This is a genomic window from Massilia sp. TWR1-2-2, assembly GCF_049897565.1.
Taxonomy (GTDB): Bacteria; Pseudomonadota; Gammaproteobacteria; order Burkholderiales; family Burkholderiaceae_D; genus JAFCUW01.
Window position 1 is genome coordinate 74,118 of the sequence record NZ_JAFCWM010000013.1, and the last position, 26,983, is coordinate 101,100.

The 26,983-nt window shown below is 62.9% G+C and carries 27 protein-coding genes and 1 tRNA gene; 23 read left to right on the forward strand and 5 right to left on the reverse strand.

Translation table 11 applies throughout. The annotated features are described in order from the left end of the window. Positions 1-46 precede the first annotated feature (46 nt). The 4 genes from ACP7DD_RS14150 to ACP7DD_RS14165 are packed head-to-tail and all read left to right on the forward strand — an operon-like array spanning position 47 to position 3,758. A complete protein-coding gene (locus ACP7DD_RS14150) occupies positions 47-838 on the forward strand; it encodes an MlaE family ABC transporter permease (RefSeq protein ID WP_426175463.1) in 792 nt (263 codons plus the stop codon). Positions 839-851: 13 nt separating this feature from the next. After that, positions 852-1,781 carry an MlaD family protein gene (locus ACP7DD_RS14155; protein ID WP_426175464.1) on the forward strand — a complete coding sequence of 310 codons (930 nt, stop codon included), beginning with the start codon at positions 852-854 and terminating at the stop codon, positions 1,779-1,781. Beyond that, entirely contained in the window at positions 1,778-2,413 is a 636-nt protein-coding gene (locus ACP7DD_RS14160; RefSeq protein WP_426175465.1) for a lipoprotein, read from the forward strand. Before ACP7DD_RS14155 ends, ACP7DD_RS14160 begins: the two co-directional genes overlap by 4 nt. Positions 2,414-2,420: 7 nt before the next feature. Next, on the forward strand, positions 2,421-3,758 hold the full coding sequence (locus ACP7DD_RS14165) for an MBL fold metallo-hydrolase (RefSeq protein WP_426175466.1): 1,338 nt from the start codon (positions 2,421-2,423) through the stop codon (positions 3,756-3,758). 49 nt (positions 3,759-3,807) lie between these two features. On the opposite strand, the gene ACP7DD_RS14170 is transcribed toward ACP7DD_RS14165, so the two are convergent. From ACP7DD_RS14170 to ACP7DD_RS14185, 4 genes are all read right to left on the reverse strand, one after another. Continuing rightward, positions 3,808-4,125, reverse strand: a complete 318-nt coding sequence (locus ACP7DD_RS14170; protein WP_426175467.1) for a hypothetical protein — start codon at positions 4,123-4,125, stop codon at positions 3,808-3,810. A gap of 230 nt (positions 4,126-4,355) precedes the next feature. After that, on the reverse strand, positions 4,356-4,769 hold the full coding sequence (locus ACP7DD_RS14175; RefSeq protein WP_426175468.1) for a PaaI family thioesterase: 414 nt from the start codon (positions 4,767-4,769) through the stop codon (positions 4,356-4,358). A 56-nt stretch (positions 4,770-4,825) separates the two neighbouring features. After that, positions 4,826-5,755, reverse strand: coding sequence for an NAD(P)/FAD-dependent oxidoreductase (locus ACP7DD_RS14180; protein ID WP_426175469.1), 930 nt, complete (start codon positions 5,753-5,755; stop codon positions 4,826-4,828). A 69-nt stretch (positions 5,756-5,824) separates the two neighbouring features. After that, positions 5,825-6,760, reverse strand: a complete 936-nt coding sequence (locus tag ACP7DD_RS14185; protein WP_426175470.1) for a cation diffusion facilitator family transporter — start codon at positions 6,758-6,760, stop codon at positions 5,825-5,827. Between the two features lie 91 nt (positions 6,761-6,851). Here ACP7DD_RS14185 and ACP7DD_RS14190 point away from each other — a divergent pair. The 11 genes from ACP7DD_RS14190 (at position 6,852) to ACP7DD_RS14240 (ending at position 17,312) form a co-directional block, all read left to right on the forward strand. Continuing rightward, positions 6,852-6,928, forward strand: a tRNA-Val gene (locus ACP7DD_RS14190). A gap of 223 nt (positions 6,929-7,151) precedes the next feature. Beyond that, complete coding sequence (gene thrS / locus ACP7DD_RS14195; RefSeq protein ID WP_426175471.1) at positions 7,152-9,059, forward strand: threonine--tRNA ligase; 1,908 nt, start codon at positions 7,152-7,154, stop codon at positions 9,057-9,059. A gap of 39 nt (positions 9,060-9,098) precedes the next feature. Then, a complete protein-coding gene (infC, locus tag ACP7DD_RS14200; RefSeq protein ID WP_099787738.1) occupies positions 9,099-9,623 on the forward strand; it encodes a translation initiation factor IF-3 in 525 nt (174 codons plus the stop codon). 204 nt (positions 9,624-9,827) lie between these two features. Beyond that, positions 9,828-10,025: a 50S ribosomal protein L35 gene (gene rpmI, locus ACP7DD_RS14205; RefSeq protein ID WP_099787739.1), complete on the forward strand. Its 198-nt coding sequence runs from the start codon at positions 9,828-9,830 to the stop codon at positions 10,023-10,025. Between the two features lie 26 nt (positions 10,026-10,051). Next, complete coding sequence (rplT, locus tag ACP7DD_RS14210; protein ID WP_038493023.1) at positions 10,052-10,411, forward strand: 50S ribosomal protein L20; 360 nt, start codon at positions 10,052-10,054, stop codon at positions 10,409-10,411. Positions 10,412-10,535: 124 nt separating this feature from the next. Then, a complete protein-coding gene (gene pheS / locus ACP7DD_RS14215; protein ID WP_426175472.1) occupies positions 10,536-11,552 on the forward strand; it encodes a phenylalanine--tRNA ligase subunit alpha in 1,017 nt (338 codons plus the stop codon). 25 nt (positions 11,553-11,577) lie between these two features. Beyond that, positions 11,578-14,004, forward strand: coding sequence for a phenylalanine--tRNA ligase subunit beta (gene pheT, locus ACP7DD_RS14220; protein ID WP_426175473.1), 2,427 nt, complete (start codon positions 11,578-11,580; stop codon positions 14,002-14,004). A gap of 109 nt (positions 14,005-14,113) precedes the next feature. Further along, the gene (locus ACP7DD_RS14225) at positions 14,114-14,461 is read left to right on the forward strand and encodes an integration host factor subunit alpha (protein ID WP_099787929.1); all 348 of its coding nucleotides are present in this window, start codon (positions 14,114-14,116) and stop codon (positions 14,459-14,461) included. 7 nt (positions 14,462-14,468) lie between these two features. Next, positions 14,469-14,894, forward strand: coding sequence for a MerR family transcriptional regulator (locus tag ACP7DD_RS14230; protein ID WP_426175475.1), 426 nt, complete (start codon positions 14,469-14,471; stop codon positions 14,892-14,894). Positions 14,895-15,046: 152 nt separating this feature from the next. Further along, positions 15,047-15,682: a response regulator gene (locus tag ACP7DD_RS14235; protein ID WP_099787743.1), complete on the forward strand. Its 636-nt coding sequence runs from the start codon at positions 15,047-15,049 to the stop codon at positions 15,680-15,682. 121 nt (positions 15,683-15,803) lie between these two features. Continuing rightward, positions 15,804-17,312, forward strand: coding sequence for a CHASE3 domain-containing protein (locus ACP7DD_RS14240; protein WP_426175477.1), 1,509 nt, complete (start codon positions 15,804-15,806; stop codon positions 17,310-17,312). Here ACP7DD_RS14240 and ACP7DD_RS14245 read toward each other — a convergent pair. Further along, entirely contained in the window at positions 17,212-18,021 is an 810-nt protein-coding gene (locus ACP7DD_RS14245) for a Crp/Fnr family transcriptional regulator (RefSeq protein ID WP_426175479.1), read from the reverse strand. The genes ACP7DD_RS14240 and ACP7DD_RS14245 overlap by 101 nt on opposite strands. Positions 18,022-18,279: 258 nt before the next feature. Between ACP7DD_RS14245 and ACP7DD_RS14250 the strand changes: the two genes are divergently transcribed. Genes ACP7DD_RS14250 through ACP7DD_RS14285 form a run of 8 tightly spaced genes read left to right on the forward strand, consistent with a single transcriptional unit; the run spans position 18,280 to position 26,679 of the window. Continuing rightward, complete coding sequence (locus tag ACP7DD_RS14250) at positions 18,280-18,957, forward strand: response regulator transcription factor (protein WP_426175481.1); 678 nt, start codon at positions 18,280-18,282, stop codon at positions 18,955-18,957. Then, positions 18,950-19,975 (forward strand): sensor histidine kinase, encoded by a 1,026-nt coding sequence (locus ACP7DD_RS14255; RefSeq protein ID WP_426175482.1) that lies wholly within the window; start codon positions 18,950-18,952, stop codon positions 19,973-19,975. Before ACP7DD_RS14250 ends, ACP7DD_RS14255 begins: the two co-directional genes overlap by 8 nt. A gap of 39 nt (positions 19,976-20,014) precedes the next feature. After that, positions 20,015-20,488 carry a type IV pilin protein gene (locus ACP7DD_RS14260; protein WP_426175483.1) on the forward strand — a complete coding sequence of 158 codons (474 nt, stop codon included), beginning with the start codon at positions 20,015-20,017 and terminating at the stop codon, positions 20,486-20,488. A gap of 2 nt (positions 20,489-20,490) precedes the next feature. Continuing rightward, positions 20,491-21,045, forward strand: coding sequence for a type IV pilus modification PilV family protein (locus tag ACP7DD_RS14265; protein ID WP_426175484.1), 555 nt, complete (start codon positions 20,491-20,493; stop codon positions 21,043-21,045). Beyond that, on the forward strand, positions 21,042-22,493 hold the full coding sequence (locus ACP7DD_RS14270) for a PilW family protein (protein ID WP_426175485.1): 1,452 nt from the start codon (positions 21,042-21,044) through the stop codon (positions 22,491-22,493). Before ACP7DD_RS14265 ends, ACP7DD_RS14270 begins: the two co-directional genes overlap by 4 nt. Next, the gene (locus ACP7DD_RS14275; protein WP_426175486.1) at positions 22,493-23,041 is read left to right on the forward strand and encodes a pilus assembly PilX family protein; all 549 of its coding nucleotides are present in this window, start codon (positions 22,493-22,495) and stop codon (positions 23,039-23,041) included. The genes ACP7DD_RS14270 and ACP7DD_RS14275 overlap by 1 nt, the downstream gene beginning before the upstream one ends. A 24-nt stretch (positions 23,042-23,065) precedes the next feature. Further along, positions 23,066-26,128 carry a pilus assembly protein gene (locus ACP7DD_RS14280; RefSeq protein WP_426175487.1) on the forward strand — a complete coding sequence of 1,021 codons (3,063 nt, stop codon included), beginning with the start codon at positions 23,066-23,068 and terminating at the stop codon, positions 26,126-26,128. Next, on the forward strand, positions 26,125-26,679 hold the full coding sequence (locus tag ACP7DD_RS14285) for a GspH/FimT family pseudopilin (protein WP_426175488.1): 555 nt from the start codon (positions 26,125-26,127) through the stop codon (positions 26,677-26,679). Before ACP7DD_RS14280 ends, ACP7DD_RS14285 begins: the two co-directional genes overlap by 4 nt. The last annotated feature ends 304 nt before the right edge of the window (positions 26,680-26,983 follow it).

Here is a 26,983-nt window from a genome sequence, read left to right on the forward strand (position 1 = left end):
CAAAATGTCCGAATGTCAGACCTGACCCCTGGGTTATCATTCGGGCATGCGCGCCAATTCCTTCCTTTACACCAAGCCGAGCCAGTGGGGCCGATGGGCCACGCACAAGGCCGCCAGTTGGTGGCGAATGCTGTTTCTCGGCGCGATTGCCCTGGTGCTGGCGTTCTCGCCGTCGACCTACACGCGCGCGCACCGTGTCGCCACCGCGCGCCAGATCTACCTAGGCGCCTGGCAAGTGCTGCCGTGGTTCACCGCGCTGTCGGCGCTGGTCAGCCTGGTGATCATCCGCATTGTGCTGGTCACCGCGTTCAGCTACGGGCTGTCCGGCTTCGCGCTCGAGATGGTGGTGCGCGTGCTGGTGCTGGAACTGATTCCGCTGTCGGCCGCGCTGTTTGTCGCACTGCGCGCCGGCATGGCGTTCAACACGGCCGCGCTCGAACCGCTGGCCGCCGATCAATCGTCCGATGCCGCATGGCGCCTGCGGCGCGATCTGGTGGCCGAAGTGTCCGGCAACGCGTTCGCCGTGTTGACGCTGGCCATGGTCAGCAGCGTCGTCGTGCTGGTGCTGGCCTATCTGAACGTTTACGGCCTGTCGCCATATGGCGTGGACGACTACACGCGCACCGTCGGCCGTGTCTTCGAACCGGCCGTGACGGTCGGTTTCGCCATCAAGACGGTGCTGTTCGGCCTGGCCGTGGCGGTGATTCCGGCCGCCGCGATCCTCGAAATCCAGCGCTTCGGGCGCGACTCCACTTCCACCATGCAGCCGGGCGCGGTGCGCCTGTTGTTCGTGCTGCTGGTCATCGAGGCCGGCTCGCTGGCCGTCAAATATTTCTGAGAGAATGCAACCCATGACCATACCCGAGCCAGAATCGCCGCCCAAAGTCGAGGTCAAGGCCGTCATCCTGCTGGTGCTGATGGTGTCGCTGGTGACCGGCTTCCTGCTGTACGTGATGTACGCGCGCGGCGTGTTCGAAGTCACCCAGCGCCTGGTGCTGGTGTCGGACGACTCCGAAGGGGTGCGGCCAGGCATGGATATGACCTTCACCGGCTTTCCGATCGGCCGCGTCAGCCAGGTCGAGCTTGCGCCGGACGGCAAGGCGCGCATTCTGCTCGACGTGCCGAAAAAGGATGCCAAGTGGCTGCGCATATCGAGTGTCTTCACGCTTGAGCGCGGTCTTGTCGGCGAGACGCGGATCAAGGCTTACAGCGGTATCCTCACCGATCCACCGTTGCCCGACGGCGCCGAGCGCACTGTGCTGCGCGGCGACACGGCCGCCGAAATTCCGCGCCTGGTCGCCACCGCGCGCTCGCTGCTGGAAAACCTCGAATCGATGACGCGCAGCGATTCGAGCATCAATGCCAGCCTGGCCAACGTGCAGGCCGCCACGGCGCGCTTTGCCGGCAAGTACGGCTTGCTCGGCGGCGCCCTCGGCAGCGACGAAGAGGCGAAAAAGCTGATGATCACACTCGACCGCGTCAACGCCTTGCTGGCCAATGCCGACAAGCGCGTGTTCGGCAAGAATGGTGTCATGGACGAGACCCAGGCTGCCGTCATCCAGCTCAATGTTGTACTGAAAGACGCCAGCGATACGTTGAAAAAAGTCGACGCCGTGCTGGTCGAAGCCCAGGCGGTCGGCAAGAATGCGCGCGTGGCCACCGATGACCTCGGTGCGCTGCGTGCCGAGGTGGACAGCAGCCTGCGCAAGGTCACGCGGCTGGTCGACGAAATCAACCGCAAGTGGCCTTTTGCCAAAAAGACGGAGCTGAAACTGCCATGAACAAGACCCTTTCCGCGGCCCTGATCGCGCTGGTGCTGGCCGGCTGCGCGAGCAAACCGGTCGAGCCATCGTGGCGCAGCAACGCCGTCAGCGCGCTCGATAGTTTTCGCGATGCCTACCTGAAGGGCGACACCAGCATTGCCGCCAGCGACTTCGCCCGCGCGCGCTCCGAACTGGCCAGCACCGGCCGCGCCGACATGGTCGCCCACGCCGAGCTGGTGCGCTGCGCCGTGTACACCGCCAGCCTGGTGGTGGGCGAATGCAGCGGTTTCGCCGCGCTGGCGGGCGACGCCACGCCGGCCGAGCGCGCCTACGCCGCCTACCTCGCCGGCCAGTGGCGGGGACTCGACGTGACGCTGCTGCCGGAGCAGCACCAGGTCATCGCGCGCGGCGGTCCGCTCGCTGGCGTTGCCGATCCGCTGTCGCGGCTGGTTGCCGCCGGCGCCATGCTGCAGGCGGGACGCACCGCGCCACCCGACATCGTCATCGCCGTCGACACCGCGTCGAGCCAGGGCTGGCGCCGGCCGCTGCTGATGTGGCTGGGCGTGTCCGAGCAGCGCGCGCGCGCCGCCGGCGACACCGCCGAAGTGGAGCGCATCCAGCGCCGCATCGCGCTGGCGTCGTCAAAGTGAAGTGCCAATGAAGATTTCCAGGATTCTGCACGCAGGCTATGTTTTCGAACATGGCGGCACGACGATCGCGTTCGATCCGATATTCGAAAATCCCTTCAGCCGCAATTGCCACGCTTTTCCCGATGTGCGCTTCGATCTTCAGCAGATCGGCCAGCTGAAGCTCGATGCGGTGTTTATCTCGCATTTTCATGACGATCATTGCTCGCTCGAGAGCCTGGATCACCTTGATCGAAATACTCCGCTGTATATCTACTGCCTGTTCGACGAACTGTTCGCCATGGTCAGGGAACTGGGCTTCGCCAACGTCGAGCAGTTGAAGACGAATGTACCGGTCGTTGTCGGGCCGTTCGACGTAATTCCGCGCGAAGCGCTTGATGCGGATGTCGACTCGATGTTTCAGGTCAAGGCGGGTGGATTGAATGTGCTCAATGTCGTCGATTCGTGGATCGATCCCGACGCACTGGTGCTGCTCGCGCGCGATGCGCCGTGGGACATCGTGCTGTGGCCATTTCAGACGATGCGCGAAATCGACGTGCTGTCGCCATCGCGCGCTTCGCCCGCGCCCACTGAATTGCCGGCCGAATGGTTCGAACAGCTCAGGCTGTTAAATCCGCGCTACGTGGTGCCCAGTTCGTGCCAGTTCCAGCAGGAGCCCTGGTCCTGGTACAACCAGGCGTTTTTCCCGATTGCCTATCGCCAGTTTCAACAGGAAGTCGAGGCTGCGCTGCCCGGCGTGCAGGTGGTGCGGATGAATCCCTCGGTATCGATGGAGTTGGACGCCGATACGTTGACGCCCTCTGCGCCGCTTGGCTGGGTCGTGCCGGTCGGCGAGCAGGACGTTGATTATCGATACGATCCTGGCGCGAAGGCGCCGCCGACGGCGGAAATCGCGCGTCGCTTTTCGCCATTGGGCGACGCGCAGGCCGAGCGGGTATTCGACTACTGCCGGTCCGGCCTGCTGGAAAAATACCGTGCGATGGAGCTGCCCGAGGACAGCTTTTTTGAAAATGCGCGCATCTGGCGCTTATCGGTTTTCGCCCATACGGGCGCGGAGTCGCAATTTCATTATCGGCTCGAGGGCGACGCCATCACTGTGCTGCCTGGCGCGGTCGATCGCCTGGCGTGGACCACCGAAGTGCCGATTTCAAAATTCTACGCGGCGCTGGAATTGGGCGAGTCGCTCACGTCGATGTACATGCGGATCAACGACGCGGTGTTCGCCGCCGATATCGAAGCCGATCAGGCGGCGGCCGACATCGTCGACGATCCGCTGATTCGCTGCCTGTTCAACGATGTCTTCGGCGCTTACCAGGCCGCGCAATTGCGCCGGCTGAAGGATCGTTAACCGTCCTGGAGCGCGACCGCAAAGGTTTGTCACTCCTGTGTTGTGCCGTTTATGGTTTTGCAGCCGGCAATGCAAGTGGCCGGTCCTGTGGAATGGTAGTTTCGGGCTTGCCGCGGCGCGCGCGGCTTGCGGCGACCACGTCGACACCCAGCAGCGCCAGGCCGAGCATGGTTCCGACCGACGGCGTTGCCAACCAGCGCAGCGGCTGGCCCGGCACCTCGGATGGCTCCTCCGGCTGCGGATCGGACTGTGCCGCAAGCCGCTGCCTGATCACTTCGGGCTCGCCGGCCAACATGGGCACCATTTCACGGGTAACTGCGGCAATGTCCTGCGATCCTCTGCTAGAGAGCCAGTTGCCGTCGCGCACGCCGTTTCCCAGCCAGTTTTTTGAGCGCGCTCATGGCATCCTCCGATTGACATACTTCTCCATACAGAGTTGGCCGGCCATTGTTCAGTTCCTTGACATTCGACCGACGTATGTCGGCGTCCTTGCGACACAAGACATTGAAGTTGCCGAGACCTGTGTGTCGCCACCGATCCGGTGATCGTCAACGGTGAAATGGTCGCGGAATATCACAAGCTGTTGGCTCGGCGGCACTAACTGACGTTGGCGATCGTTGCCTGCATGATCGCCACCACTTTCCATTCCGCGCCCGTCAGCGCCCGCACTTCGCCGGTGCACACTGTCAGCTGTTTGCCGGCGTTGACCACTTTGCCGATCGCGAGGAAACGTTCGCCCACTGCCGGCCGCACGAAGTTGACCTTGAATTCGGCGGTGACGACCTCGCACCCGGGCGGTGCCAGGCTCAGCGCAGCGTAGCCGCAGGCATTGTCGACGATGGTGGTGATAGCGCCGGCATGGACGAAACCGTGCTGCTGCGCGACGTGGGTCGAGAACGGCAGCGCAATATGCACCTCGCCATCGGCAACCGAAACGAGTTCGGCGCCGAGCGTTGCCATCAAACCCTGCGCGTTGAAACTGAGCGAGATTCGCTCGTGCATGTCATTCATGTGGAATAGCCCGGCCGCGGCAGTTGACGTGAGCTGGCCAGTATAGCAACGTCGGCTCAGGCCTTGGGCCGCAAGGTCCACGGCAGGGTGTTGTGGATGCGCGTGGCGGCGACGGCGGCCTGGCCGGTGGCGACGCTGATCTGGTTCAGGCCGAGCACCACGTCGCCAATTGCGTACAGGCCGGGGACGCCGCTGGCCTGGAAAGCGTCGACCACCACGTCGCCGCAATCGGCCGTTTCGGCGCCGAGTGCGGCTGCAAGTTCGGAGCGCGCGGTCTCGCCCAGCATCGGATACATGACGTCGAATTCGTAGGACTTGCCATTGCTGGTGTTGAGCACCGGCTTCATGTCGGCGGTCATGGTGACGCCGCACACGGCCGAGCTGATGTAGCGCACCCCGGCCGCGTCGAGCTGCTGCTGCTCGTCCGGGCTGAGGATAGAGCCGTGGCTGCGGTCGAACAGCGTGACGTCGGCGCTGAAGGTGCGCATGAACATGGCATGACCGGTCGGGTTGGTTTCCGACGACACCACGGCGATGCGATTGTCCATGACGTCGTAGCCGTCGCACACCGGGCACAGGCGCACCGCGCCGCAGGCCACCGCCGCGCGCCAGCTTTCGACCGGCAACCCCATGTCCTGGATGCCGGTCGCCAACAGTACCGTCAAAGCGCGTACTTCGCCACCGTCGTACTCGCCGACAAAGGCGCCATCGTCGATGCGCAGGCGCACGATCTCGGCGTTTGTTACTGAACCGCCGTAGCGGGCGAGCTGGCAGCGCAGGTTGTTCAGCAGGTCAGTGCCGGCGACGCCATCCGGAAAGCCCGGGTAGTTGTGCGACACGGGAATCCAGCTGAGGCGGCTGTTGCCTTTGTCGAACAGCGCGACATTGCGGGTGAAGCGGCGCAGGTAGATCGCGGCGGTGAGGCCGGCCGGTCCGCCGCCAATGATCAGCGTGTCGTAGACGAGGGGAGAAGATTGAGTAGACATTGTGAGATTATTGCAACATATGCCTGGCTGGTATATCGGGATTCGCGCCGAGCGCGGGTAAGACAGAGCTTACATGGCGTGCGCGCGGGCGTCCGGCGTTTCCGGTTGCAGCGTCACGTGGTCGATGCCGTGCTTGGCCAGCAGCATGTCCTGCACCGCGCGCAGCACCTGCGGCCAGCGCGCCAGGTCGGCAATTTCCAGGTGGCCGATCAGCGCCGGCTCGCCGGGCGACATTTCCCAGATGTGCAAGTCGTGCACCGACTTGACGCCGTCGAGCGCGGCCAGGTCGGCGCCGACCTGGACGTAGTCGATCTGATCGGGCACGCCTTTCATCAGGAAGTGGTATGACTCGCGCAGCACGCCGATGGTCGACTTCAGGATCAGCAGTGAAACGAACACCGACAGCAGCGGGTCGATGCGTACCCAGCCGGTGAAATGGATGACCGCGCCGGCCACCACCGCGGCGATCGAGCCGAGCAGGTCGCCCATGACGTTGACCATTGCCGCGCGTGTGTTCATGTTCTGGTGGTCGCGCGACAGCATCCACGCAACGAGCAGGTTGATGACGATGCCGACGGCGGCCACGCCGAGCACAATGGCGCCTTGCACCGGCTGCGGATCGGCGAAGCGGCGCACCGCCTCGTACACGATCCAGCCCACCAGGGCCAGCATCGCCAGGCAGTTGACGAACGCGGCGAGCGCCTCGGCGCGGCCGAAGCCGAACGAGTGGCGCGCCGACGGCGGGCGCTTGGCGATCAGCTGCGCCAGCAGCGCCAGGCCAAGTGCGGCGGCGTCGGTAACCATGTGGCCGGCGTCGGAAATGAGCGCCAGCGAATTGGAGATGAAGCCGGTGACAACCTCGATGACGGCAAACAGCAGCGTGAGCACGAGGGCGCCGGCCAGCGCCTTCTGGCTGCGCGCTTCGATGAAGTGGGCATGCTTGGCGTCGCCGGCGCGGTGGGCGTGCAGGTGGGCGGAGGAGGGGGCGGGAGATTCTGCGTTCATGGACGAAGTATATTAGAAATCGGACACCAGCCTCGGGCGCGCAAAATACCCCTTGTCATTCCCGAACCGGCTATCTATAATGCTGGTCTTCGGGCGGTTAGTTCAGCTGGTTAGAATACTTGGTCGACATCCAAGGGGTCGGGGATTCGAATTCCTCACCGCCCACCAGAATTTAGCAGTAAGCAATGTAAGAGCGAGAAAGGCACCATGGTTATGACACCGCGAACTACGACGGAGTTGTTCCAGCGACGTTAGTCGAGGTGGATTCTTTCGCTCAACGAAAAGATCAAGCGCGGCTAGCCCGCGTTTTTTTTCGTCCGCATTTTTGTTTGTGCATTTTTGTACCCTATTATTCGTAATTATTCGGCGCCCCGCGCCAATGGAGAACAGCATGGTTTCAGTCCGCCTTCCCGATGGTTCCACCCGTGAATTCGACGGTCCTGTCACCGTGGCCCAGGTTGCCGCCAGTATCGGCGCCGGCCTGGCCAAGGCGGCGCTGGCCGGCAAAGTCGACGGCAAGGTGGTCGACACCTCGCACCTGATCGAGCAGGACGCCGACCTCGCCATCATCACCGACAAGGACCCGGAAGGGCTGGACGTGATCCGCCACTCCACTGCCCACCTGCTGGCGCACGCCGTCAAGGAACTGTTCCCGGAAGCGCAGGTCACGATCGGCCCGGTGATCGAAAACGGTTTCTACTACGACTTTGCGTACAAGCGCCCGTTCACGCCGGACGACCTGGCCGCCATCGAAAAGAAGATGGTGGAAATTTCGAAGAAGGACGAAAAAGTCTCGCGTTCGGTCATGCCGCGCGACGAAGCGGTCGCCTACTTCAAGTCGATCGGCGAAGCCTACAAGGCTGAGATCATCGCGTCGATTCCGGCCGGCGAAGACGTGTCGTTGTATGGCCAGGGCGGTTTCACCGACCTGTGCCGCGGCCCGCACGTGCCGTCGACCGGCAAGATCAAGGTGTTCAAACTGATGAAGCTGGCCGGCGCCTACTGGCGCGGCGACTCGAAAAACGAGATGCTGCAGCGCGTCTACGGCACCGCCTGGGCCAAGAAGGAAGACCAGGAACTGTACCTGCACAACCTGGAAGAGGCGGAGAAGCGCGACCACCGCAAGCTCGGCAAGCAGCTCGACCTGTTCCACTTCCAGGACGAGGCGCCTGGGCTGGTGTTCTGGCATCCGAAAGGCTGGACCATCTGGCAGCAGGTAGAACAGTACATGCGCCACAAGTACCAGGTCAACGGCTACCAGGAAGTCAAGGCCCCGCAGATCCTCGACCGCACCTTGTGGGAGAAGACCGGTCACTGGGAAAATTATCGTGAGAACATGTTCTCGACCGAGTCGGAAAACCGCTCGTATGCGTTGAAGCCAATGAACTGCCCGGGCCACGTGCAGATCTACAACGCCGGCATGAAGAGCTACCGCGACTTGCCGCTGCGCTTTGGCGAATTCGGCCAGTGCCACCGCAATGAGCCGTCCGGCGCGCTGCACGGTATCATGCGGGTGCGCGGCTTTACCCAGGACGACGGCCACATCTTCTGCACCGAAGAGCAGATCAAGCCGGAGGTGATTGCCTTCCACGCGCAGGCGATGGAGGTGTACCGCGATTTCGGCTTCGAGAACATCGACGTCAAGATCGCCTTGCGTCCGGATAACCGGATCGGCTCGGACGAAGTGTGGGATGAAGCTGAAGCGGCATTGCGCGCGGCGCTGTCGGCCTGCGACGTCAAGTGGACCGAGCTGCCGGGCGAGGGCGCATTCTACGGCCCGAAGATCGAATACCACCTGAAGGACAGCCTCGGCCGTCCATGGCAGGTCGGCACGATGCAGGTCGACTTCTCGATGCCGGGCCGCCTCGGCGCCGAGTATGTCGCAGTCGACAATTCGCGCAAGGTGCCGGTCATGCTGCACCGCGCGATCGTCGGGTCGATGGAGCGCTTCATCGGCATCCTGATCGAAAACTTCGCCGGCGCACTGCCGCTGTGGCTGGCGCCGGTGCAAATTGCCGTTCTGAACATCTCGGACGCGCAGTCTGAATTTACGCAACATGTCACCGACCAGTTGAGGAAAGCCGGGTTCCGCGTTCACGCTGATTTGCGAAACGAGAAAATAACCTATAAAATACGTGAACATTCCGTGCAAAAATTGCCATATATCCTAGTGATCGGCGATAAGGAGCGGGATGCCAACACTGTGGCCGTGCGAGCACGTGGCAATGTCGATCTGGGCGTAATGTCCGTCGAAGCCCTCGTGGAGCGTCTCAAGCAAGAGATTGCATCCAAAGCTTGAAGCAGCATGGCCGAATACCAAACTTTATAAGGAAACACCATAGCTACTGACAAGTCGCATCGCATCAATGGCGAAATCACTGCCCCCGAAATGCGTTTATCCGGGGTAGAAAACGAGCCGCTCGGCATTGTGAGCCTGGCCGAAGCATTTCGTCTGGCCGAAGAGGCCAACGTCGACCTGGTGGAGATTGCGCCGACCGCGCAGCCACCGGTATGCCGCCTGATGGACTACGGCAAGTTCAAGTATTCGGAGCAGAAGAAGGCCCACGAAGCGAAGCTGAAGCAGAAGATCATCCTCGTCAAGGAAGTCAAATTCCGTCCGGGTACCGATGATGGTGACTACAACATCAAGCTGCGTAACCTGATCAAGTTCCTCGACGAGGGCGACAAGACCAAGATCACGCTGCGTTTCCGTGGCCGCGAAATGGCGCACCAGGACATTGGTTTCCGCATGCTCGAACGCCTGAAGGCCGACCTTGAGCCGTATGGCCAGGTCGAACAGTTCCCGAAGATGGAAGGCCGCCAGATGATCATGATTCTGTCGCCGAAGAAGAAAAAAGCATAACGCTGGCCGGCCTCTCGGCTGGCGAAACAACAAGGGCGGGTGAGTTTTCTCACCCGCCCTTGGTATTTGCGCGGGGATGTATGTTAAAATCCTCGGCTTCCTTCCCCAGCGGAATGGAAACAATGTGAAAGCAGGCATCTAAGCGCAGCGAGTTGCTGCCACCTGCAATCCTATAATGGAGCTGTCCGACAGGACATAACTGCTATGCCTAAAATGAAGACCAAAAGCTCTGCGAAAAAACGTTTTCGCGTGCGTCCAGGTGGAACCGTCAAGTCGGGCCACGCTTTCAAGCGTCACATCCTGACCAAGAAAACGACCAAGAGCAAGCGCCAGCTGCGCGGTATCACGAATGTCGATAAGGCAGACGTCAAGTCCGTGTTACGCATGATGCCATCGGCTTAATCTCACACTCAATTTAAGGAGTTACTATGCCTAGAGTAAAACGTGGGGTTACAGCTCGTGCCCGTCATAAGAAAATTCTTGTCCAAGCTAAAGGCTACCGTGGTCGCCGCAGCAAGGTATACCGTGTTGCCAAGCAAGCAGTCATGCGCGCTGGCCAGTACGCGTACCGTGACCGCCGCAACAAGAAGCGCGTATTCCGCCGCCTGTGGATCGCCCGTATCAACGCCGCTTCCCGTGAGCATGGCGTAACGTACAGCGTATTCATGAACGGCCTGAAAAAAGCATCGATCGAACTGGACCGTAAAGTCCTGGCCGATATGGCAGTGATGGACAAGCCGGCTTTCGCCGCGATTGTCAACGCCGTCAAGGCAAAGATCGCTGCGTAAGCAACGATGTTGCCAAGCGCTGCCTCCGGGCGGCGTTTAAAGAGCGGGGCAGAGGTTCAAACCTGTGCCCCGTTTTTGATTGTGGCGCGACACGCGCCGCACCCAGACAGGAAACCACACACGCATGAACTCCCTGGAAGAACTCGTCGTTGCCGCGCAGGCTGACTTCATCGCCGCCGAAGACGCTGCCGCACTGGAAAATGCCAAGGCCAAGTACCTTGGCAAGACCGGCCAGATCACCGAACAGATGAAGGGCCTGGGCAAACTTGACCCGGACCAGAAGAAGGCGCAAGGCGCGTTGATCAATGCGGCCAAGATGCAGATCGAGACCGCGCTCACCGCGCGGCGCGACGCGCTGGCCAACGCCCAGCTCGAAGCGCGCCTCGGCGCCGAGGCGATCGACGTCACCTTGCCAGGCCGCGGGCGCTCGATGGGCGGCATCCATCCGGTGATGCGCACCTGGGAGCGGGTCGAGGAAATCTTCCGCTCGATCGGTTTCGACGTGGCCGACGGCCCCGAGATCGAAAACGACTGGACCAATTTCACCGCGCTCAACAGCCCGGAAAACCATCCGGCCCGCTCGATGCAGGACACGTTCTACATCGAAGGCAACGACAGCACCGGCAAGCCTTTGCTGCTGCGCACTCATACCAGTCCGATGCAGGTGCGCTACGCGCGCACGCACACGCCGCCGATCAAGGTGATCGCCCCTGGCCGCACCTACCGCGTTGACAGCGACGCGACTCACTCGCCAATGTTCCACCAGGTCGAAGGCCTGTGGATCGCCGAGGACATCAGCTTTGCCGACCTGAAGGGCGTGTACCTCAATTTCGTCAAGGCCTTCTTCGAGACCGACGACCTGCAGGTGCGCTTTCGGCCCTCGTACTTCCCGTTTACCGAGCCGTCCGCCGAGATCGACATCGCGTTCGGCAGCGGCCCGCTGAAGGGCCGCTGGCTGGAAGTGTCGGGCGCCGGCCAGGTGCATCCGACGGTGGTGCAAAACTTCGGACTCGATCCGGAAAAGTTCATCGGCTTCGCGTTCGGCTCCGGCCTCGAGCGCCTGACGATGCTGCGTTATGGAATCAATGACCTGCGCCTGTTCTACGAAGGCGATCTGCGTTTCCTGAAGCAGTTCAACTAATAACACTACGTCGCAAGGCACGCATATGCAATTTTCCGAAAAATGGCTCCGCACGATGGTCAATCCGGCGATGACGTCGGATGAACTGTCCCACCTGCTCACCATGTCCGGCCTCGAGGTCGAGGAAGTGGAGGCCGTGGCGCCGCCGTTTTCGAACGTGGTCGTCGCGCAAGTGCTGGAAGTGACGCGCCATCCGAACGCCGACCGCCTCAACGTGTGCACCGTCGATGTCGGCACCGGCACGATGCTCAACATCGTCTGCGGCGCGCCAAACGTGCGCGCCGGCATGAAGGCGATCTGCGCGATGGCCGGCGCCGTGCTGCCGCCTGGCGCCGACGGCAAGCCGTTCGAGATCAAGGTCGGCATGCTGCGCGGCGTCGAGTCGCAAGGCATGATGTGCTCGGCGAAGGAGCTGAAGCTGTCGGAAGAAAGCAGCGGCCTGATGGAACTGCCGGCCGACGCACCGGTCGGCCAGAACATCCGCGACTACCTGGCGCTGAACGACCTGAAATTCACCATCAAGCTGACGCCGAACAAGGCCGATTGCCTGTCGGTGCTCGGCGTGGCGCGCGAAGTGTCGGCACTGACCGGCACGCCGCTGGTGCAGCCTGCCGCGCGCATCGTGCCGGTCAACAGCGACGAAGTGCTGCCGGTAAAAATCAGCGCGCCCGAGCTGTGCGGCCGCTTTTCGGGGCGCGTCATCCGCGGCCTGAACGCGCGCGCGCAGACGCCAGGCTGGATGGTCCAGCGCCTCGAGCGCAGCGGCCAGCGCTCGGTGTCGGCGCTGGTCGACATCTCGAACTACGTGATGCTCGAGCTGGGCCGGCCGTCGCACGTGTTTGACCTCGACAAGATCCACGGCGGACTCGACGTGCGCTGGGGCGTCAAGGGCGAGTCACTGACACTGTTGAACGGCAATACCGTCGCGGTCGACGACTGGGTTGGCGTGATCGCCGACGACCAGCAGATCGAGTCGCTGGCCGGCATCATGGGCGGCGACGCCACCGCCGTCACGCTCGACACCGCCAACATCTACCTGGAAGCGGCGTTCTGGTGGCCGAATGCGATCCAGGGCCGCGCGCGCCGCTTCAATTTCTCGACCGATGCGGCGCACCGCTTCGAGCGCGGCGTCGACTTCGCCACCACCGTCGAACACCTCGAGCGCATCACCGCGCTGATCGTCGAAATCTGCGGCACCGGCGCCACCGTTGTCGGCCCGGTCGACGACCAGGCGGTCAACCTGCCGCAGCGCTCGCCCGTGGTGCTGCGCACCGCGCGCGCCCAGAAGGTCATCGGCGTGCCGCTGACCGATGAACTGATCGCCGATATCTTCACCCGCCTCGGCCTGGCGTTCACGCAAGAGCCCGGCAAGTTCGCGGTGACGGCGCCGTCGTTTCGCTTCGACATCGAGATCGAGGAAGACCTGATCGAGGAAGTGGCGCGCGTCTACGGCTTCGAGAACATCCCGGCGCTGCCGCCGGTGGCCGCCAGCGCGATGATCGTCGCGCCGGAACACATCCGCTCGCTGTTCGCGCTGCGCCACCGCATGGCCGACCTTGGCTACCAGGAAGTGGTCAACATGAGCTTTGTCGAGTCGTCGTGGGAAACGGATTTTTCCGGCAACACCGACCAGATCAAGCTGCAGAACCCGATTGCCAGCCAGATGAGCGTGATGCGCTCGTCGCTGATCGGCAGCCTGGTGGCCAACGTGCGCTACAACCTGAACCGCAAGGCCGGGCGCGTGCGCGTGTTCGAGGTCGGCGCCATCTTCCTTCGCAATCCGTACGCGGTCGACGGCGCGTTGTCGATCGCCGGCTTTGACCAGCCAAAGCGGCTCGCCGCGATTGCCTACGGGCCGGCGCAGGACGAGCAGTGGAGCGTGCCGTCGCGCCCGGTCGACTACTTCGACGTCAAGGCGGACCTGGAAGCGATGTTCGCGCCGCTGCCGCTGCGCTTCGTCAAGACCGAGCATCCGGCGCTGCACCCGGGGCGCTCGGCCGTCGTCGAGCTGGACGGCAAGGCGGTCGGCTTCATTGGCGAACTACACCCGCGCTGGTTGCAAAAGTACGAACTGGCGCAGGCGCCGGTGCTGTTCGAGGTCGACGCCGCCGCGCTGCAGCAACGGCCGGTGCCGAAATACGACGAGATTTCGAAGTTTCCAGGCGCTACCCGCGACCTCGCCATGGTGGTGCAAAGCGGCGTCGCGGCGCAAGATCTGCTCGACGCTTTCTTCGCGCAGAAACATGTCAATCCTGCCGGAAACATCGTGCAAGCCATTGTTTTGTTTGATGAATATCGCGGAAAAGGTTTGCAGTCGGATGAAAAAAGTCTTGCATTCCGCTTTAGCTTGCAAGATACTCAAACCACCTTGCAGGACGATGTCGTCGACGCCTTGATGTCGGCGATGGCGGATGCTGCCAAGCAAAAACATAACGCAACCATGCGTACGTAAGTTTCTCCAAAACGCAGCTAGAATTAAAAGGCAGGGCTGGAAAATTAATAATAACGACGTTGATTCGGCCGTACTCCAATCGGCATTGGCGGCCGACCTGCATCGCGCGATGCTCGTCGCCAAGGTGCGCCAGGACGCCGAGAAGGACTTGCCGACCCTCACCAAGGCCGAGCTGGCCGAGTTGCTGTTCGAGCAGGTCGGCCTGAACAAGCGCGAAGCGAAAGACATGGTCGAGACGTTCTTCGACGAGATTCGCAATGCGCTCGAACGCGGCGAAGCGGTCAAGCTGTCGGGCTTTGGCAACTTCCAGTTGCGCGACAAGCCGCAGCGGCCGGGACGCAATCCGAAAACCGGCGAAGAGATTCCGATCACCGCGCGCCGGGTCGTCACTTTCCACGCCAGCCAGAAACTTAAAGGCATGGTCGAAGCGACCAGCCCGCTAGCCCGCGCGGCGTGAACCATCCATGAACGATCGTCCGAGCAAGACCGATCTCATCGTGCTGCCCGCTATCCCGGCCAAGCGCTACTTCACCATCGGTGAAGTCAGTGAGTTGTGCGGTGTCAAACCGCACGTGCTTCGCTACTGGGAGCAGGAATTTACTCAACTGAAACCTGTCAAACGACGAGGGAATCGGCGTTACTACCAGCACCACGAGGTGCTGTTGATCCGCCGGATTCGCGAGTTGTTGTATGAGCAGGGCTTCACCATCAGCGGCGCGCGCAACAAGCTCGACAGCCGCGGCGGCGAAGCGCTGTCGCCGGCAGGCGAAGACGGATTCGATCCGGCAGGCGGCCAGGACGGCGGCGCCGGTCGCGGACAGCATCCTGACAATGCAATGATTCGCGCCGAGCTGTCGGCCATCCTGGCGCTACTGAAACAGGGCGTGTAAGCGTTCTGCCGGGCTCGCTGTCAGTGCGCTGGCTGTATGCTGCTGCTAGGTGATAGAATATTGATATGTAGGGTAGCATCGAACGCATGCGCAGTACCGGGCGTGAGGTTCGCCTCGGCTCTTTCCTAGCCAGGAAAATATAAGGGAAGACAATGATACGCGTTGCCATTTGTGACGATCACCAAATTGTACGAGCAGGTTTCAAACAGATTTTTTCGACCTCAGGCGACGACTTTACCGTTGTTGCCGAAGGCGCAACAGGGCGTGAAGCCCTTGACATCGCACGCCGCGAAATTTGCGACGTGCTGTTGCTCGATATCGCCATGCCCGACCAGAGCGGCATCGATATCCTGCGCACCATCCGCCAGGGCCAGCCGAACCTGCCGGTGCTGATTTTGTCCGGCTATCCGGCGCAGCAGTACGCGCTGAACCTGTTCAAGATGGGCGCCAACGGCTACCTGAACAAGGAATGCGAAGCGGACGAACTGAAAACGGCCGTGCGCACCGTATTCCAGGGCCGCCGCTACGTGTCGTCGACCGTCGGCGAACTGCTGGCGCAAAGTTTTGACCGCGACCCGAATACGGCGTTGCACACAGAGCTGTCCGACCGCGAGTTCCAGGTGTTCCTGCGCCTCGCCAAGGGGGCGACCGTGTCCGACATCGGTGTCGCGCTGTCGTTGTCGATCAAGACGGTGTCGACCTACCGCACGCGCATCATGGAAAAAATGGGCCTGCAGTCGAACAGCGACCTGACCTACTACGCTATGAAAAACAATCTTCTCGACTAAGCGCCCGGCGCCTTGATCCTGGCAGCCTTGCACATTTCATAGTTGTGCTTGGCTGCAACGCTCGCAGTCCCGGTCTAGAATGCGGATAGAATGACTCTGCAGTGCGCAAAGGAAACCGAGGATGTATTTCACCACCGACTCCGCGGCCAAACCGGGTCTGCCGTTTTATAAAACTCTGTTGTGTCTGCTGTGCGTCCTGATCCTCGTCGTCAACGGCATCAGCCTGGCGCGCAACCTGCAGTCGCTGCGCAGCGCCAATGAGCTGCAACACCAGGGTGCGCGGGTCAGCGACAAAGTTCAATATCTCAACGTGCTGATGATGGATGCGGAAAGCAGCCTGCATGGCCATTTCCTGTCCGGCGCCGAGTCCTATCTCGGCCCGCTGCGCACCGCCCGCGCCGAGATCAATACCCAATTTGCCGAACTCCAGAACCTGCTGGCCGACAGCCCGTCGCAACTGAAGAACCTGGCGCAGCTGCGCTCGCTGACGGACCGCAAACTGGCGAGCATGGACCAGACGCTGGCGGTCTACCGTTCCGGCGGTCTTGGCGACGTGGTCAAGATCGCCGAAACGGCTGAAAGCCAAAGTGTGATGGACGAGATTCGCCTGCTGGTGGTGATCATCGCGCGCGAGCAGAGCGAGCTGACGGCGGCCCGCAGTGCGGCCTTCTACAAGGAATACCACAACGCGGTGGTGCTTGGCATCGGCATCAACTTGACGGCAATCCTCGTCATCGCGCTGTTCTACCGCCTGATCCGGCGCAGCGTTTTTTCGCGCGTGCTGGCCCAGCGCGCGCTCGAACACGCCAACGACACGCTCGAGTCGATGGTGGTGCTGCGCACCGAGCAGCTGGCGGTGCTGTCGCGCCACCTGATCAGCGTCAGCGAGGAAGAAAAGGCCAAGCTGGCGCGCGAACTGCACGACGACATGGGCGCCAACCTGACGGCGATCAGCATCGACATCAACGCCGTCACCGAACGGCTGCGCCCTGAACATGCGCCGCTGGCGGCCATGCTCGAGCGCGCGCGCGCGACACTGGTCGATACGGTGCAGCTGAAGCGACGCATCGTCGAAAACTTGCGACCGAGCCTGCTCGACAACCTGGGCCTGGCGGCGGCGCTGCACAGTTACTGCGACGAGTACACCCAGGTCACCGGCGTTGACTGCGAAGCGCTGATCGACGGCGACGTCGATGCGGCCGGGCCGATGCAGGCGATCGCGGTGTTTCGCATCGTGCAGGAGGCGCTCAACAATGTCGCCAAGTACGCGCACGCGCGTCACGTCATCGTGCACCTGGCGCGCGAAGGCGACGACCTGGCGCTGGAAGTGAGCGATGACGGGGTGGGCATTGACATAGGCGCCGCGCGCGAACCGAAATCGCACGGTTTGCTGGGCATGCGCGAACGGGCGTTGCTGCTGGGCGGCAGCCTGAAAATAAAACGCGGGGTCAATGGCATCGGCACGTGTGTCGAAGCGTTGATCCCGCTTGTTCAGCAGGGTGCCCCGCAGGGCGCCTCAGCGGGCATGATCAGCGCGCCACATCCGCAAGCAGGCGATCGTATTCCGTCTTCGCAACCTTGTAGCACTCTCCCGCATATTCCTCAAGGCCTTGACGGTCAATTACGGTGATGTTGCCGCGACGGTATTGAATCAGGCCGTCATCCTGCAACTTGCCGGCGGCAGCGGTGATGCTTTCGCGGCGCACACCCAGCATGATCGAAATCAGTTCTTGGGTCACCTTCAGTTCATTCGATGGCGACCGGTCGAGGCGGTCGAGCAACCAGCGGCACAGCTTCTGTTCGATCGAGCTGTGGCGGCCGCCGACGGCGTTCTGCGCCATCTGGGCAAACAGCGCGTTGGTGTAACGCATCAGCAACTGGGGCAGGGCGCCACCCTGGTTGAAGGCGTCACGCAGGTATTGCGTTTTGAGGCGGTAGCCGTAGCCGGCGCTCTGCACGACGGCGCTGCACATGGCGCGCTCGCCCATGAACAGGGACATGCCGACGACGCCTTCATGGCCGATCACGGCGATTTCGGTGGTGGCGCCGTCTTCCATCACGTACAGCAGTGAGACGATGGCGGTGGTGGGGAAATACACGTTCTCGAGCTTGCTGCCGTACTCGAACAGTTCCTTGCCAAACGGCAGGGCAACCAGTTCCAGGTGGTCGAACAGGGTTTCGAGGTCATGGCGTGGCAGCGCGGCAAGCAATTCGTTCTGCTGGGTGCCGCTATAGCTGACGACGGGTTTGGACGCAACTTTTGATTCCAGCGGATTGCCGGAAATCTGGTTTACCGATGGAGCTTTTTGCGCGGTACCACCAAGTTGAGTGCTGTTCATTTTTATCCTCATTATCTCTACATGACATCGGGAGCGTTACGGCTTTTTCTGACTGTTGCCGATTCGCGATGTATGAACGATACGGGCTTAGTCTGTTGCCGAACATAAGATTAGCAGTCGCCCCCGTGTAGGCTGCATTCATAGAACTTTGTGGTCCTAGTCCTACTGGGGGGCGCCGCCAACGCGGCGGGTATTTTGTTGGGATTGAGAACCGAAATGCCCCATAATGGGCGCTCTCCCGCTTCCCATTCCGTACTCATGCATGTATTACTGGTCGAAGACGACGCCGTGCTCGCCGATGGCCTGTCGCGCATCCTGGAAACCCACGGCATGGCCGTCGAGGTGCTCGGCGACGGCCTGCTGGCCGACCAGTTGCTGCAGCGCCCCGAAGCGGCGGCGATCCATGTCGCCGTGCTCGACATCGGCCTGCCCGGCATCGACGGCTTCGAAGTGGTGCGCCGCCTGCGCGCGCGCGGCAGCGCGCTGCCGGTGCTGCTGCTGACGGCGCGCGACGCCGTCGAAGACCGCGTGCGCGGCCTCGAAACCGGCGCCGACGACTACCTGGTCAAGCCGTTCGCCACCGCCGAGCTGGTCGCGCGCATCAAGGCGCTGGCGCGCCGCAACGCGCCGCCGCCGGCCCTGCTGGCGCTGGGCGAACTGCGGCTCGATACGTCGGCCCGCCGCGCCCGCATCGGCGAACGCGCCATCGACCTGTCGGTGCGCGAGTGGGCGGTGCTCGAATACCTGCTGCAGCACGGCGGGCGCGTCGTGTCGAAGCAGCAGATCATCGAAGCGATCCTGCCGTGGGGCGACGACCTGACGCTCAATGCGGTGGAAGTCTACATTTCGCGCCTCCGCTTGAAAATTGCCGACGCCGGCGTGGCCATCCGCACCATCCGCGGCTTCGGCTACATGCTGGAGGCGGCGCATGACTAGCATCCGGCTGCGCCTGCTGAAGTGGCTGATCGGGCCGATCCTGCTGGTCAATGTGGCCGGCGCGGCGCTGGCGGCGATGCTCGGCTGGACTCCGGCGCAGCTGCGCCTGGAACAGGACCTGTCGGCCACCGTCGGCGCCCTGGTCGCGCTCGAAGCGTTGTTTACCCTGGTGCTGGTCGGCCTGATCTGGTTTTCCGTCACCAACGGCTTGCAGCCGCTGGCGCGCCTGTCGGCCCGGCTGCGCGCGCGCGACGCCGACGACCTGGCGCCGGTCGGCGCGGCCGACGTGCCGGTCGAACTGGCGCCGGTGGTGGCCGCTTTCGACGATCTGCTGGCCAAGCTGCAGGCCGGCGCCAGCGCCCAGCACGATTTCCTCGCCAACGTCGCCCACCAGCTGCGCACGCCGTTAGCCGGCGTCAAGCTGCAACTCGAGTGGCTCGCCGCGCGCCACGGCGGCGACGCCGACAGCGTCCATTCGATCCGCCTGATGCTGTTGTCGAACGAGCGCATGATCCGCCAGACCAACCAGCTGCTGGCGCTCGCGCGCGCCGAGCCGAGCCACTTTGAAAAGACCCGCCTCGAGCCGCTCGACCTGGCCGCGCTGGTGGAGGAGTCGATCCAGCACTTCGTCGACCTGGCGTTGAAGAATGGCATTGACCTCGGCTTCGAACTGGCGCCGGTGCCGATCGCCGGCGACCGCTTCCTGCTGCGCGACCTGATCGACAACCTGGTCGACAACGCGCTGCGCTACACGCCGGCGCACGGAACGGTGACGGTCAGCTGTTATCGCGACGGCAAGGTCGGCGTACTGGCGGTGGAGGATTCCGGCCCCGGCATCGCGCCGTCCCAGCGCGAGCGCGTATTCGACCGCTTCGTGCGGCTTGACGACAGCACCACCGGCAGTGGCCTGGGCCTGGCGATCGTGGGCGATATTGCGCTCGCCCACGGCGCCAGCATCGCCATCGACAGCCGCGCCAGCGGCGACGGCGCCATCTTTTCCGTGCGTTTCCCCAACTAATTCTTCCTGCGCGGCATCTTTTTTATCGTTGTCAGGGATTTGTCAGCATTTCCTCAGGGAAATGACAGCTTCAACGGTTATTATTTCCTTCGAGAAAGTCAATTTACCGTCGAGGAGCCTGCAATGGGTCGTAGCGCCAAAGGATTTACCCTCATCGAAGTGATGATTGTGGTGGCCATCATCAGCATTCTAAGCGCGGTGGCCTTGCCCGCCTATTCGAAATACCTGGTGCGCGCCAAGCGCGTCGCCGCGCAGTCGTCGATGTTGGACCTGGCCAATCGCGAAGAGCAGTTTTTGCTGGCGAACCGGGGGTATGCCAGCCTGGCGACACTCGAGGCGAACGGCTTCACCACGCCGGCCGATGTGGCAGCCAATTACAGCTACGACGTCGTCCTCGGCACGGGCCCATCGCCCAGCTATGTCATCACGCTGACCGCAACCGGTGCGCAGGCCGGCGATGGCAATCTTGCGCTGACCAGCGGCGGCGTGAAAACGCCCGCCAACAGGTGGTAAGCATGGACGCCCGATCGAGTCAGCGCGGCAGCTCGATGCTCGAGGTGCTGGTGACGGTCGTCATCCTCGCCGTCGGACTGCTGGGCCTGGCCGGCATGCAGGTCCGCCTGCACGTGTCGGAAATGGAAGGCTATCAGCGGGCCCAGGCGATGATCCTGCTGACCGACATGGCGAACCGATTTTCTCTGAACCGCAATTTTGCCGGCGATTACGTCACCGGTCCGGCCGCCCCGCTCGGTGCGGCAATGACCTGTCCGAGTGTGGCGGCGACGCTGCAGCAGAACGATGCGCGCGAGTGGTGCAGCGCGCTGCAGGGCGCCGGCGAAAAGTCCGGCACCGGCAACGTGGGCGCCATGATCGGCGGGCGCGGCTGCGTCGAGAGACTTGGCAACAGCGAATACCTGATTACCGTCGCATGGCAGGGGACGGCCGCAGTGTCGGCGCCACCGGCCAGCGTCGCCTGCGGCAAGGACCTGTACGACAGCACCGAAGCGCGCTGTAGCGGCGACCGCTGCCGACGCGTCGTCACCACCATCGTCCGTTTCGCAGCGCTATGACGTGCTCACCATCAACCGTGCCACCGCGCCACGCTCGCCACCAAGTCGGCTTCTCGCTGGTCGAGCTGATGATTTCGCTTACGATCGGCCTGATCATTCTGATCGCCTTGGGGGCGATGTTCGTCAACGTGTCAAGTTCGAATAACGAATTGGCCAAGGCCAACAGCCAGATCGAAAACGGCCGACACGCGATCCAAATCCTGGAGAACGATGTCGTGCACGCCGGCCTGTGGGGTGCTTTCGTGCCTCAGTTCGACGACCTGAACTGGCCTTACGCGCCGAACGACACGCCGTTTGCGATCCCCGACCCGTGCCTTGCCTACAGTGCGGCTGCGTGGGACTTCAACCACGTCAACAACCTGGTCGGCATCGTGCTGCAGAGCGGCGAGGGAGCGCCCGGCACGTGCGTGCTGGCCGACAAGAAAGGCGCTACCGACGTCCTGGTGGTTCGGCATGCCGCCACCTGCATGCCGGGCGAGGCGGGCTGCGACGCCGATGTCGCCGGCAAGCTGTATTTTCAGTCGTCCCAGTGCGCTTCCGGCACCGCCGGCACCGCTCAGGCGGCGGGCAACAGCCCGCTGACGATCGCCTTGCGCCCGGCCTTGCCCGCCACCACCACGTCGCCGATCGACAATGCGTACGTCGGCATGCGCATCCGCACCACCGGCGGCACCGGTGCCGGCCAGACTCGCGTCATTGGCGCCTACAACGGCACCACCTTCATCGCCACCGTCACGGCGACCTGGGACGTCATTCCGGATGCGAGCACGACTTACAGCATCGTCGAAGACCTGCTCGCCACCAGCGGATTTACGCTGCACGGCCGCGGCGCCAATTGCGCCGCCGCGCCGGTCGCCGCCAAGCGCAAGTTTGTCTCGAATATCTATTACGTGCGCGACTACGCCAGCGTTGCCGGCGACGGCATCCCGACCTTGGTGCGTTCGTCGTTCGATCCAGCCGGGCCAGTGGCGCTGGCGCACCAGGGCGCCGAAGCTCTGGCCGAGGGCATCGAGAAGTTTGCGGTCGAACTGGGCATCGACAACGCCGTCGCGCGCTGCGGCCTCAATACCGCGGTCGACTTCAGCGGCGCCGTCGCCAAGGTCGATCCGGCCGCCTGCGCGGCCAACGTCGACCCTGTGTTGAACACGCTGCCGACCAATCGCGGGGACGGCAACCCCGACGTCTTCATCCGCTGTACCGCCGCGGCGCCATGCACGGCGGCGCAATTGACCAACGTGGTGGCGGCCAAGCTGTACGTCCTGGTACGCAATACCGAACCGAGCGCCGGCTATGTCGACAGCAAGACCTATTGCCTGGCGACGGTGCCGGCCGGTGGCGCGTGCCCGGCTGCCGGCCTGGTCGGCCCTCTCAACGATCGCTATAAACGCCACTTGTTTTCCACCACGGTTCGCCTGACCAACATCGCCGGCCGGCGCGAAAGTCCATGATGACGCACCTTCCTTTTCTGCAGCGCCAGCGCGGCACCGTCCTGGTGATCGGCTTGATCATGCTGGTGCTGATTACGCTGATGGTCACGGTGGCCTACAAGTTCAGCACCACCAACCTCAAATCGGTGGGCAACATGCAGTCGCGCAACGAGGCGACCGCCTCCGCCACCAAGGCGATCGAGCAGGTGGTGGGGTCGTGGAATTTCGGTACCGCGCCGGTGGCTGACGAAATCAATGTCGACATCGACAACGACGGCGTGACCGATTACATCGTCAAAGTCGCCGCGCCGGTGTGCGTGAAGGCCACCGCGACTACCATCACCGCTGACCTTGGCGGCGACTGCCCGCCCGGCTCCGATGGGCTGTTCCATCCGGAGAATTGCCCGAAGGAGTCGACTTCGATCTTCAACACCGTGTGGGACATCGATGCGACGGCCACCAGCAGCAGCGGCACGCGGGTGCGGGTGCGCCAGGGGATCAGCAAATCGATTTCGAAAGACCAATGCGACGCGGCATGCCCGCCGGCCCCTGGCGCGCAGTGCGCCTGACCGAACAATGACAGGAACCGAACGATGAAAAGCACTCTCCTTAAAGGCGTTCTGGCTGCCAGCTTGTTGGGTATCCAGCTGGCGGCGCCGGCCACTGACCTGGATCTCTATACCAATATCGGCAGCACCGTGGCCAGTGACTTGCCCAACGTGCTCTTTGTCATTGACAACACGGCTAACTGGAACAGCGCCTTCACCAATGAGATGGCGGCGCTGGCCAATACGCTGCACAATCTCCCGCCCAACAAATTCAATGTCGGCATCATGCTGGCAACCGAGACCGGTACCGGCAATGCCGGCTTCGCCGGCGGTTACGTGCGCGCCGCGATCCGCACCATGAATCCGGCCAACCTGGCCAAGTACGAGGCGCTGGTGCGCAGTTTCGACAAACTCAACGACAAGAGCAATGGCGGCGCCTCCGGCGTGTCGATGGCGGAAGTGTACCTGTACTTTTCCGGCGGCACGCCGTATTCGGGCAACCAGAAAGTCAAGACGGATTATCTCGGCAACATCGCCGGCACCACGCAAAGCAAGGCGGTGTACAGCATGGCCGGCAACGCGTTGGCGACGATGAGCGGCACCACCTACCGCTCGCCGGTTATCGAGGGCAGCTGCGGCAAGAACTATGTCATTTATATCAGTAATGGCCCCAACCAGGAAAGCGCCAGCCAGGATGCCATCGCCAACAACATGCTGGCCGCCGCCGCCGGCGGTGGCGCCGCTGGCACGGCGGCGATCAGGCAGATCAACCTGACACCAAGCGGATCGCAGGGCAACCCGAGCGATGAGTGGGCGCGCTTCATGAAGAAAAGCAGCCTCGGCGTGATCACCTACACGATCGACGTCGACCCGACGACGAACGGCCAGGGGCCGGGCTGGACCGCATTATTGAAGAGCATGTCCGGCCTGAGCAACTACACTGCCGTCAGCAGCAGCAGCGGCAGCGCGGCGATCTCGACGGCGCTGAACGAGGCGCTGTCGAAGATCCAGTCGGTCAACAGCGTGTTTGCAGCGGTCAGTCTGCCCGCTAGCGCCAACGTCCAAGGCGCCTATCTCAATCAACTGTTTGTCGGCATGTTCCGCCCGGACCCCGATTCCAAGCCGCGCTGGATGGGCAATCTGAAGCAATATAAACTCGGCTCGCTCGACAACCTGGTCGACGCCGACGACGCCCCGGCGATCAACTCGCAGACCGGGTTCGTGTCGGAATGTGCGCGCAGTTTCTGGACGCCGGGCAAAGGCAGCCCGGACAGCTATTGGGCCAACGATCCGAAAGGCAAGTGCATCCCGCCCGGCTCGGATCCGGATCTGTATGCGCAGTCGAACACCCCGGACGGCAATATCGTCGAGAAGGGTGCGCAGGGCTATGTGATGCGCTCTGGCACGCCGGCGTCGCGCCGCGTGTTCACCTGTTCGGGCGGTGCCTGCACCAGCTTGATCAATTTCGACAGTGCCGTTTCCGCCGCCAGCGTCGGCGCGGCCAACACGGCCGAACGCGACCTGCTGGTCAACTGGGCGCGCGGCCAGAACGTCGACGGCGAGCTTGACAAGAGCAGCACCGAGATGCGGCCGTCGGCCCATGGCGACGTGATCCATTCGAATCCTCTGGCGCTGAGCTACGGCAACGATGTCGTGGTGTTTTATGGCAGTAACGACGGCATGCTCCATGCGATCAACGGCAACCGCAGCACGGCCTACAGCGGCTATGCCGCCGGCGAAGAATTGTGGGCGTTCATGCCGCCGGAATTTTACGGCAGCATCAAGCGGCTGCGCAGCAATACCCAGCTCATCAGCGTGACGCCACAGGTGGGCGGTACCGCCAGCGGCATTGCCAAGCCGTACGGCATCGACGGCCCGATCTCGGCCTACAAGTCCGGGACCAGCACCTGGCTGTATGCGGCGATGCGACGCGGCGGGCGCAGCCTGTATTCGTTCGACGTCAGTTCGCCAGCCAGCCCGTCGCTCAAATGGCGGATTGGCTGCGCCAGCGCGCTCGACAGCTCCTGCACGACCGGCACGTCCTCCCTTGGCCAGACCTGGTCGACGCCGCAGCCAGTGCGGGCGAGCGGCTATTTCGGCGGCGCCGCGCCGATGCTCATCATGGGCGGCGGCTACGACGATTGCGAAGATAGCGACCAGCACAGCTGCACAACCTCCAGCAAGGGGCGCAAGATTTTCGTGCTCGACGCCGCCACTGGCACAGTCCTGACCACCCTCGCCACGGACCGTGGCGTGGTCGGCGACATCAAGCTCGTTCCTGGTAGCAACGGCTACGCCAAGTACGGCTATGCCGCCGACTTGGGGGGCAATCTGTACCGCATCACCATCGATGCCCTCGCGCCGGCAAGCTGGACAATCACCAAGATCGCCTCGCTCGGCTGTGATACCGCCGCAGCCTGCAGCAGCAACCGGAAATTCATGTTCGCCCCGAGTGTCGTTGCCGAGTCCGATGGCAGCTACAGCCTGTATATCGGTTCCGGAGACCGAGAAAAGCCGCTTGGGGCAGCCTATTTCCCGAATACCGCCAGGGTCGCCGACTACTTTTTCAAGGTCAAGGATAAGCCGACCGACCCGACCTGGCTGTCAGCCGAATCGACGGCCAACTGCCCGGGCCAGTCGCTGCTGTGCTTCGCCTCGCTGACGTCGGCGGGGGCAGTCAACGGCCAGTGCGGCGCCAGCGCGGCGCTGACCGGCAAAGGCTGGGTACTGCGGCTGCGCGGCACTGAAAAAGTGGTGACCCTTGCCGCCACCCGGTTTGGCGTGACGACCTTTTCGACTCACATGCCGGCCGTGCCGGTGGCCGGCTCCTGCAGCTCGAACCTGGGTACGACCCACGTCTACAATCTTGCCTTGAGCACGGCTGCGCCGACGCCCGGCTCAACGTGCGACGCCGTGGTCACCGGCGGTGGTCTGCCGCCGCCACCGGAAAAAATTGACGTCTGCATCAACAGCAGCTGTAGCGTCAAGAAGTCGATCTGCATCGGCTGCAGTACCGAGTCATCGATCCAGTCGCAGGAAAACGGCATCCCTGGCAGCTTGCTCAAGCAAAATGCCAAGCGCCGGGTTTACTGGTATATCCAAAAATGACCAGTCCACGCACTTGGCGGGGGCGACTAGCGACCGGCTTCACGCTGATCGAACTGCTCGTCGTGCTGGCCATCGCGTCGATCATGCTGTCGATCGCGGCGCCATCGTTTAACTCGTTGACCTTGAGCATGAAATTGTCGGGCTATGCGAACAACCTGGTGTCGAGTTCGATGTTGGCGCGCGGCGAGGCGATCCGGCGCAATGCCGCCGTGTCAATGTGTGTGTCGAGCAACGGCGCCAGTTGCGGCAGTGGCGGCTGGGAGCAGGGCTGGATCGTCATGTGCAACACGGTCGACAATGCCAGCTGCGACCCGGCTGGCACGGCCGTCCTGGTGCTCCAGTCCCAGCAGGCGCTGGCGGCCGGCTGGAAGTTTACCGAGACGGGCGGGCGCAGCACGATTGCCTTCGACCCGACCGGCACCGGCGCCACCAGCGCATCGCTAATTGTCTGCCGCGCCGAGCCCACGGTCGGTCGGCAGCAGCGTACCGTCAACATCAGCGCGACCGGCCGGGCGTCGGTTGTCAAGACCACCGCCTCCACCTGCGGGTGAGGCGTGCGGGGTGATTCTACCCTTCGCACAGTGAGGATCGGCCGCCAGCTGGCCGGAACTGCGGCGCGATGACGGTGACCGCTACCGGCCCGGGTATCGTGCATCGGCGTGCGCGTATCCAAGCCGCTTGGTGCAGTCGGCGGCAGCGGCCCACGCCGGGTAGCCACACCGCTATCGAACTCGACCTACGGCTGTCTCGGATGCGGTTGCCGGCACGAAGGCGGTCGGTTCAAGCGATCCAGGCGCCGGCCTGCTGTTTAACGGCAGCCCGAATTCGGATGGGGAATATGTGGAACTGGCCCCT

What these genes read in the sequence shown, in the direction of transcription:
- ACP7DD_RS14150 (WP_426175463.1), top strand. Translation starts at nt 47, where the DNA reads ATGCGCGCCAATTCCTTCCTTTACACCAAGCCGAGCCAGTGGGGCCGA.
- ACP7DD_RS14155 (WP_426175464.1), top strand. Translation starts at nt 852, where the DNA reads ATGACCATACCCGAGCCAGAATCGCCGCCCAAAGTCGAGGTCAAGGCC.
- ACP7DD_RS14160 (WP_426175465.1), top strand. Translation starts at nt 1,778, where the DNA reads ATGAACAAGACCCTTTCCGCGGCCCTGATCGCGCTGGTGCTGGCCGGC.
- ACP7DD_RS14165 (WP_426175466.1), top strand. Translation starts at nt 2,421, where the DNA reads ATGAAGATTTCCAGGATTCTGCACGCAGGCTATGTTTTCGAACATGGC.
- ACP7DD_RS14175 (WP_426175468.1), bottom strand. Translation starts at nt 4,769, where the DNA reads ATGAATGACATGCACGAGCGAATCTCGCTCAGTTTCAACGCGCAGGGT.
- ACP7DD_RS14180 (WP_426175469.1), bottom strand. Translation starts at nt 5,755, where the DNA reads ATGTCTACTCAATCTTCTCCCCTCGTCTACGACACGCTGATCATTGGC.
- ACP7DD_RS14185 (WP_426175470.1), bottom strand. Translation starts at nt 6,760, where the DNA reads ATGAACGCAGAATCTCCCGCCCCCTCCTCCGCCCACCTGCACGCCCAC.
- thrS (WP_426175471.1), top strand. Translation starts at nt 7,152, where the DNA reads ATGGTTTCAGTCCGCCTTCCCGATGGTTCCACCCGTGAATTCGACGGT.
- rpmI (WP_099787739.1), top strand. Translation starts at nt 9,828, where the DNA reads ATGCCTAAAATGAAGACCAAAAGCTCTGCGAAAAAACGTTTTCGCGTG.
- rplT (WP_038493023.1), top strand. Translation starts at nt 10,052, where the DNA reads ATGCCTAGAGTAAAACGTGGGGTTACAGCTCGTGCCCGTCATAAGAAA.
- pheS (WP_426175472.1), top strand. Translation starts at nt 10,536, where the DNA reads ATGAACTCCCTGGAAGAACTCGTCGTTGCCGCGCAGGCTGACTTCATC.
- pheT (WP_426175473.1), top strand. Translation starts at nt 11,578, where the DNA reads ATGCAATTTTCCGAAAAATGGCTCCGCACGATGGTCAATCCGGCGATG.
- ACP7DD_RS14225 (WP_099787929.1), top strand. Translation starts at nt 14,114, where the DNA reads ATGCTCGTCGCCAAGGTGCGCCAGGACGCCGAGAAGGACTTGCCGACC.
- ACP7DD_RS14230 (WP_426175475.1), top strand. Translation starts at nt 14,469, where the DNA reads ATGAACGATCGTCCGAGCAAGACCGATCTCATCGTGCTGCCCGCTATC.
- ACP7DD_RS14235 (WP_099787743.1), top strand. Translation starts at nt 15,047, where the DNA reads ATGATACGCGTTGCCATTTGTGACGATCACCAAATTGTACGAGCAGGT.
- ACP7DD_RS14240 (WP_426175477.1), top strand. Translation starts at nt 15,804, where the DNA reads ATGTATTTCACCACCGACTCCGCGGCCAAACCGGGTCTGCCGTTTTAT.
- ACP7DD_RS14245 (WP_426175479.1), bottom strand. Translation starts at nt 18,021, where the DNA reads ATGAACAGCACTCAACTTGGTGGTACCGCGCAAAAAGCTCCATCGGTA.
- ACP7DD_RS14250 (WP_426175481.1), top strand. Translation starts at nt 18,280, where the DNA reads ATGCATGTATTACTGGTCGAAGACGACGCCGTGCTCGCCGATGGCCTG.
- ACP7DD_RS14255 (WP_426175482.1), top strand. Translation starts at nt 18,950, where the DNA reads ATGACTAGCATCCGGCTGCGCCTGCTGAAGTGGCTGATCGGGCCGATC.
- ACP7DD_RS14265 (WP_426175484.1), top strand. Translation starts at nt 20,491, where the DNA reads ATGGACGCCCGATCGAGTCAGCGCGGCAGCTCGATGCTCGAGGTGCTG.
- ACP7DD_RS14270 (WP_426175485.1), top strand. Translation starts at nt 21,042, where the DNA reads ATGACGTGCTCACCATCAACCGTGCCACCGCGCCACGCTCGCCACCAA.
- ACP7DD_RS14275 (WP_426175486.1), top strand. Translation starts at nt 22,493, where the DNA reads ATGACGCACCTTCCTTTTCTGCAGCGCCAGCGCGGCACCGTCCTGGTG.
- ACP7DD_RS14280 (WP_426175487.1), top strand. Translation starts at nt 23,066, where the DNA reads ATGAAAAGCACTCTCCTTAAAGGCGTTCTGGCTGCCAGCTTGTTGGGT.
- ACP7DD_RS14285 (WP_426175488.1), top strand. Translation starts at nt 26,125, where the DNA reads ATGACCAGTCCACGCACTTGGCGGGGGCGACTAGCGACCGGCTTCACG.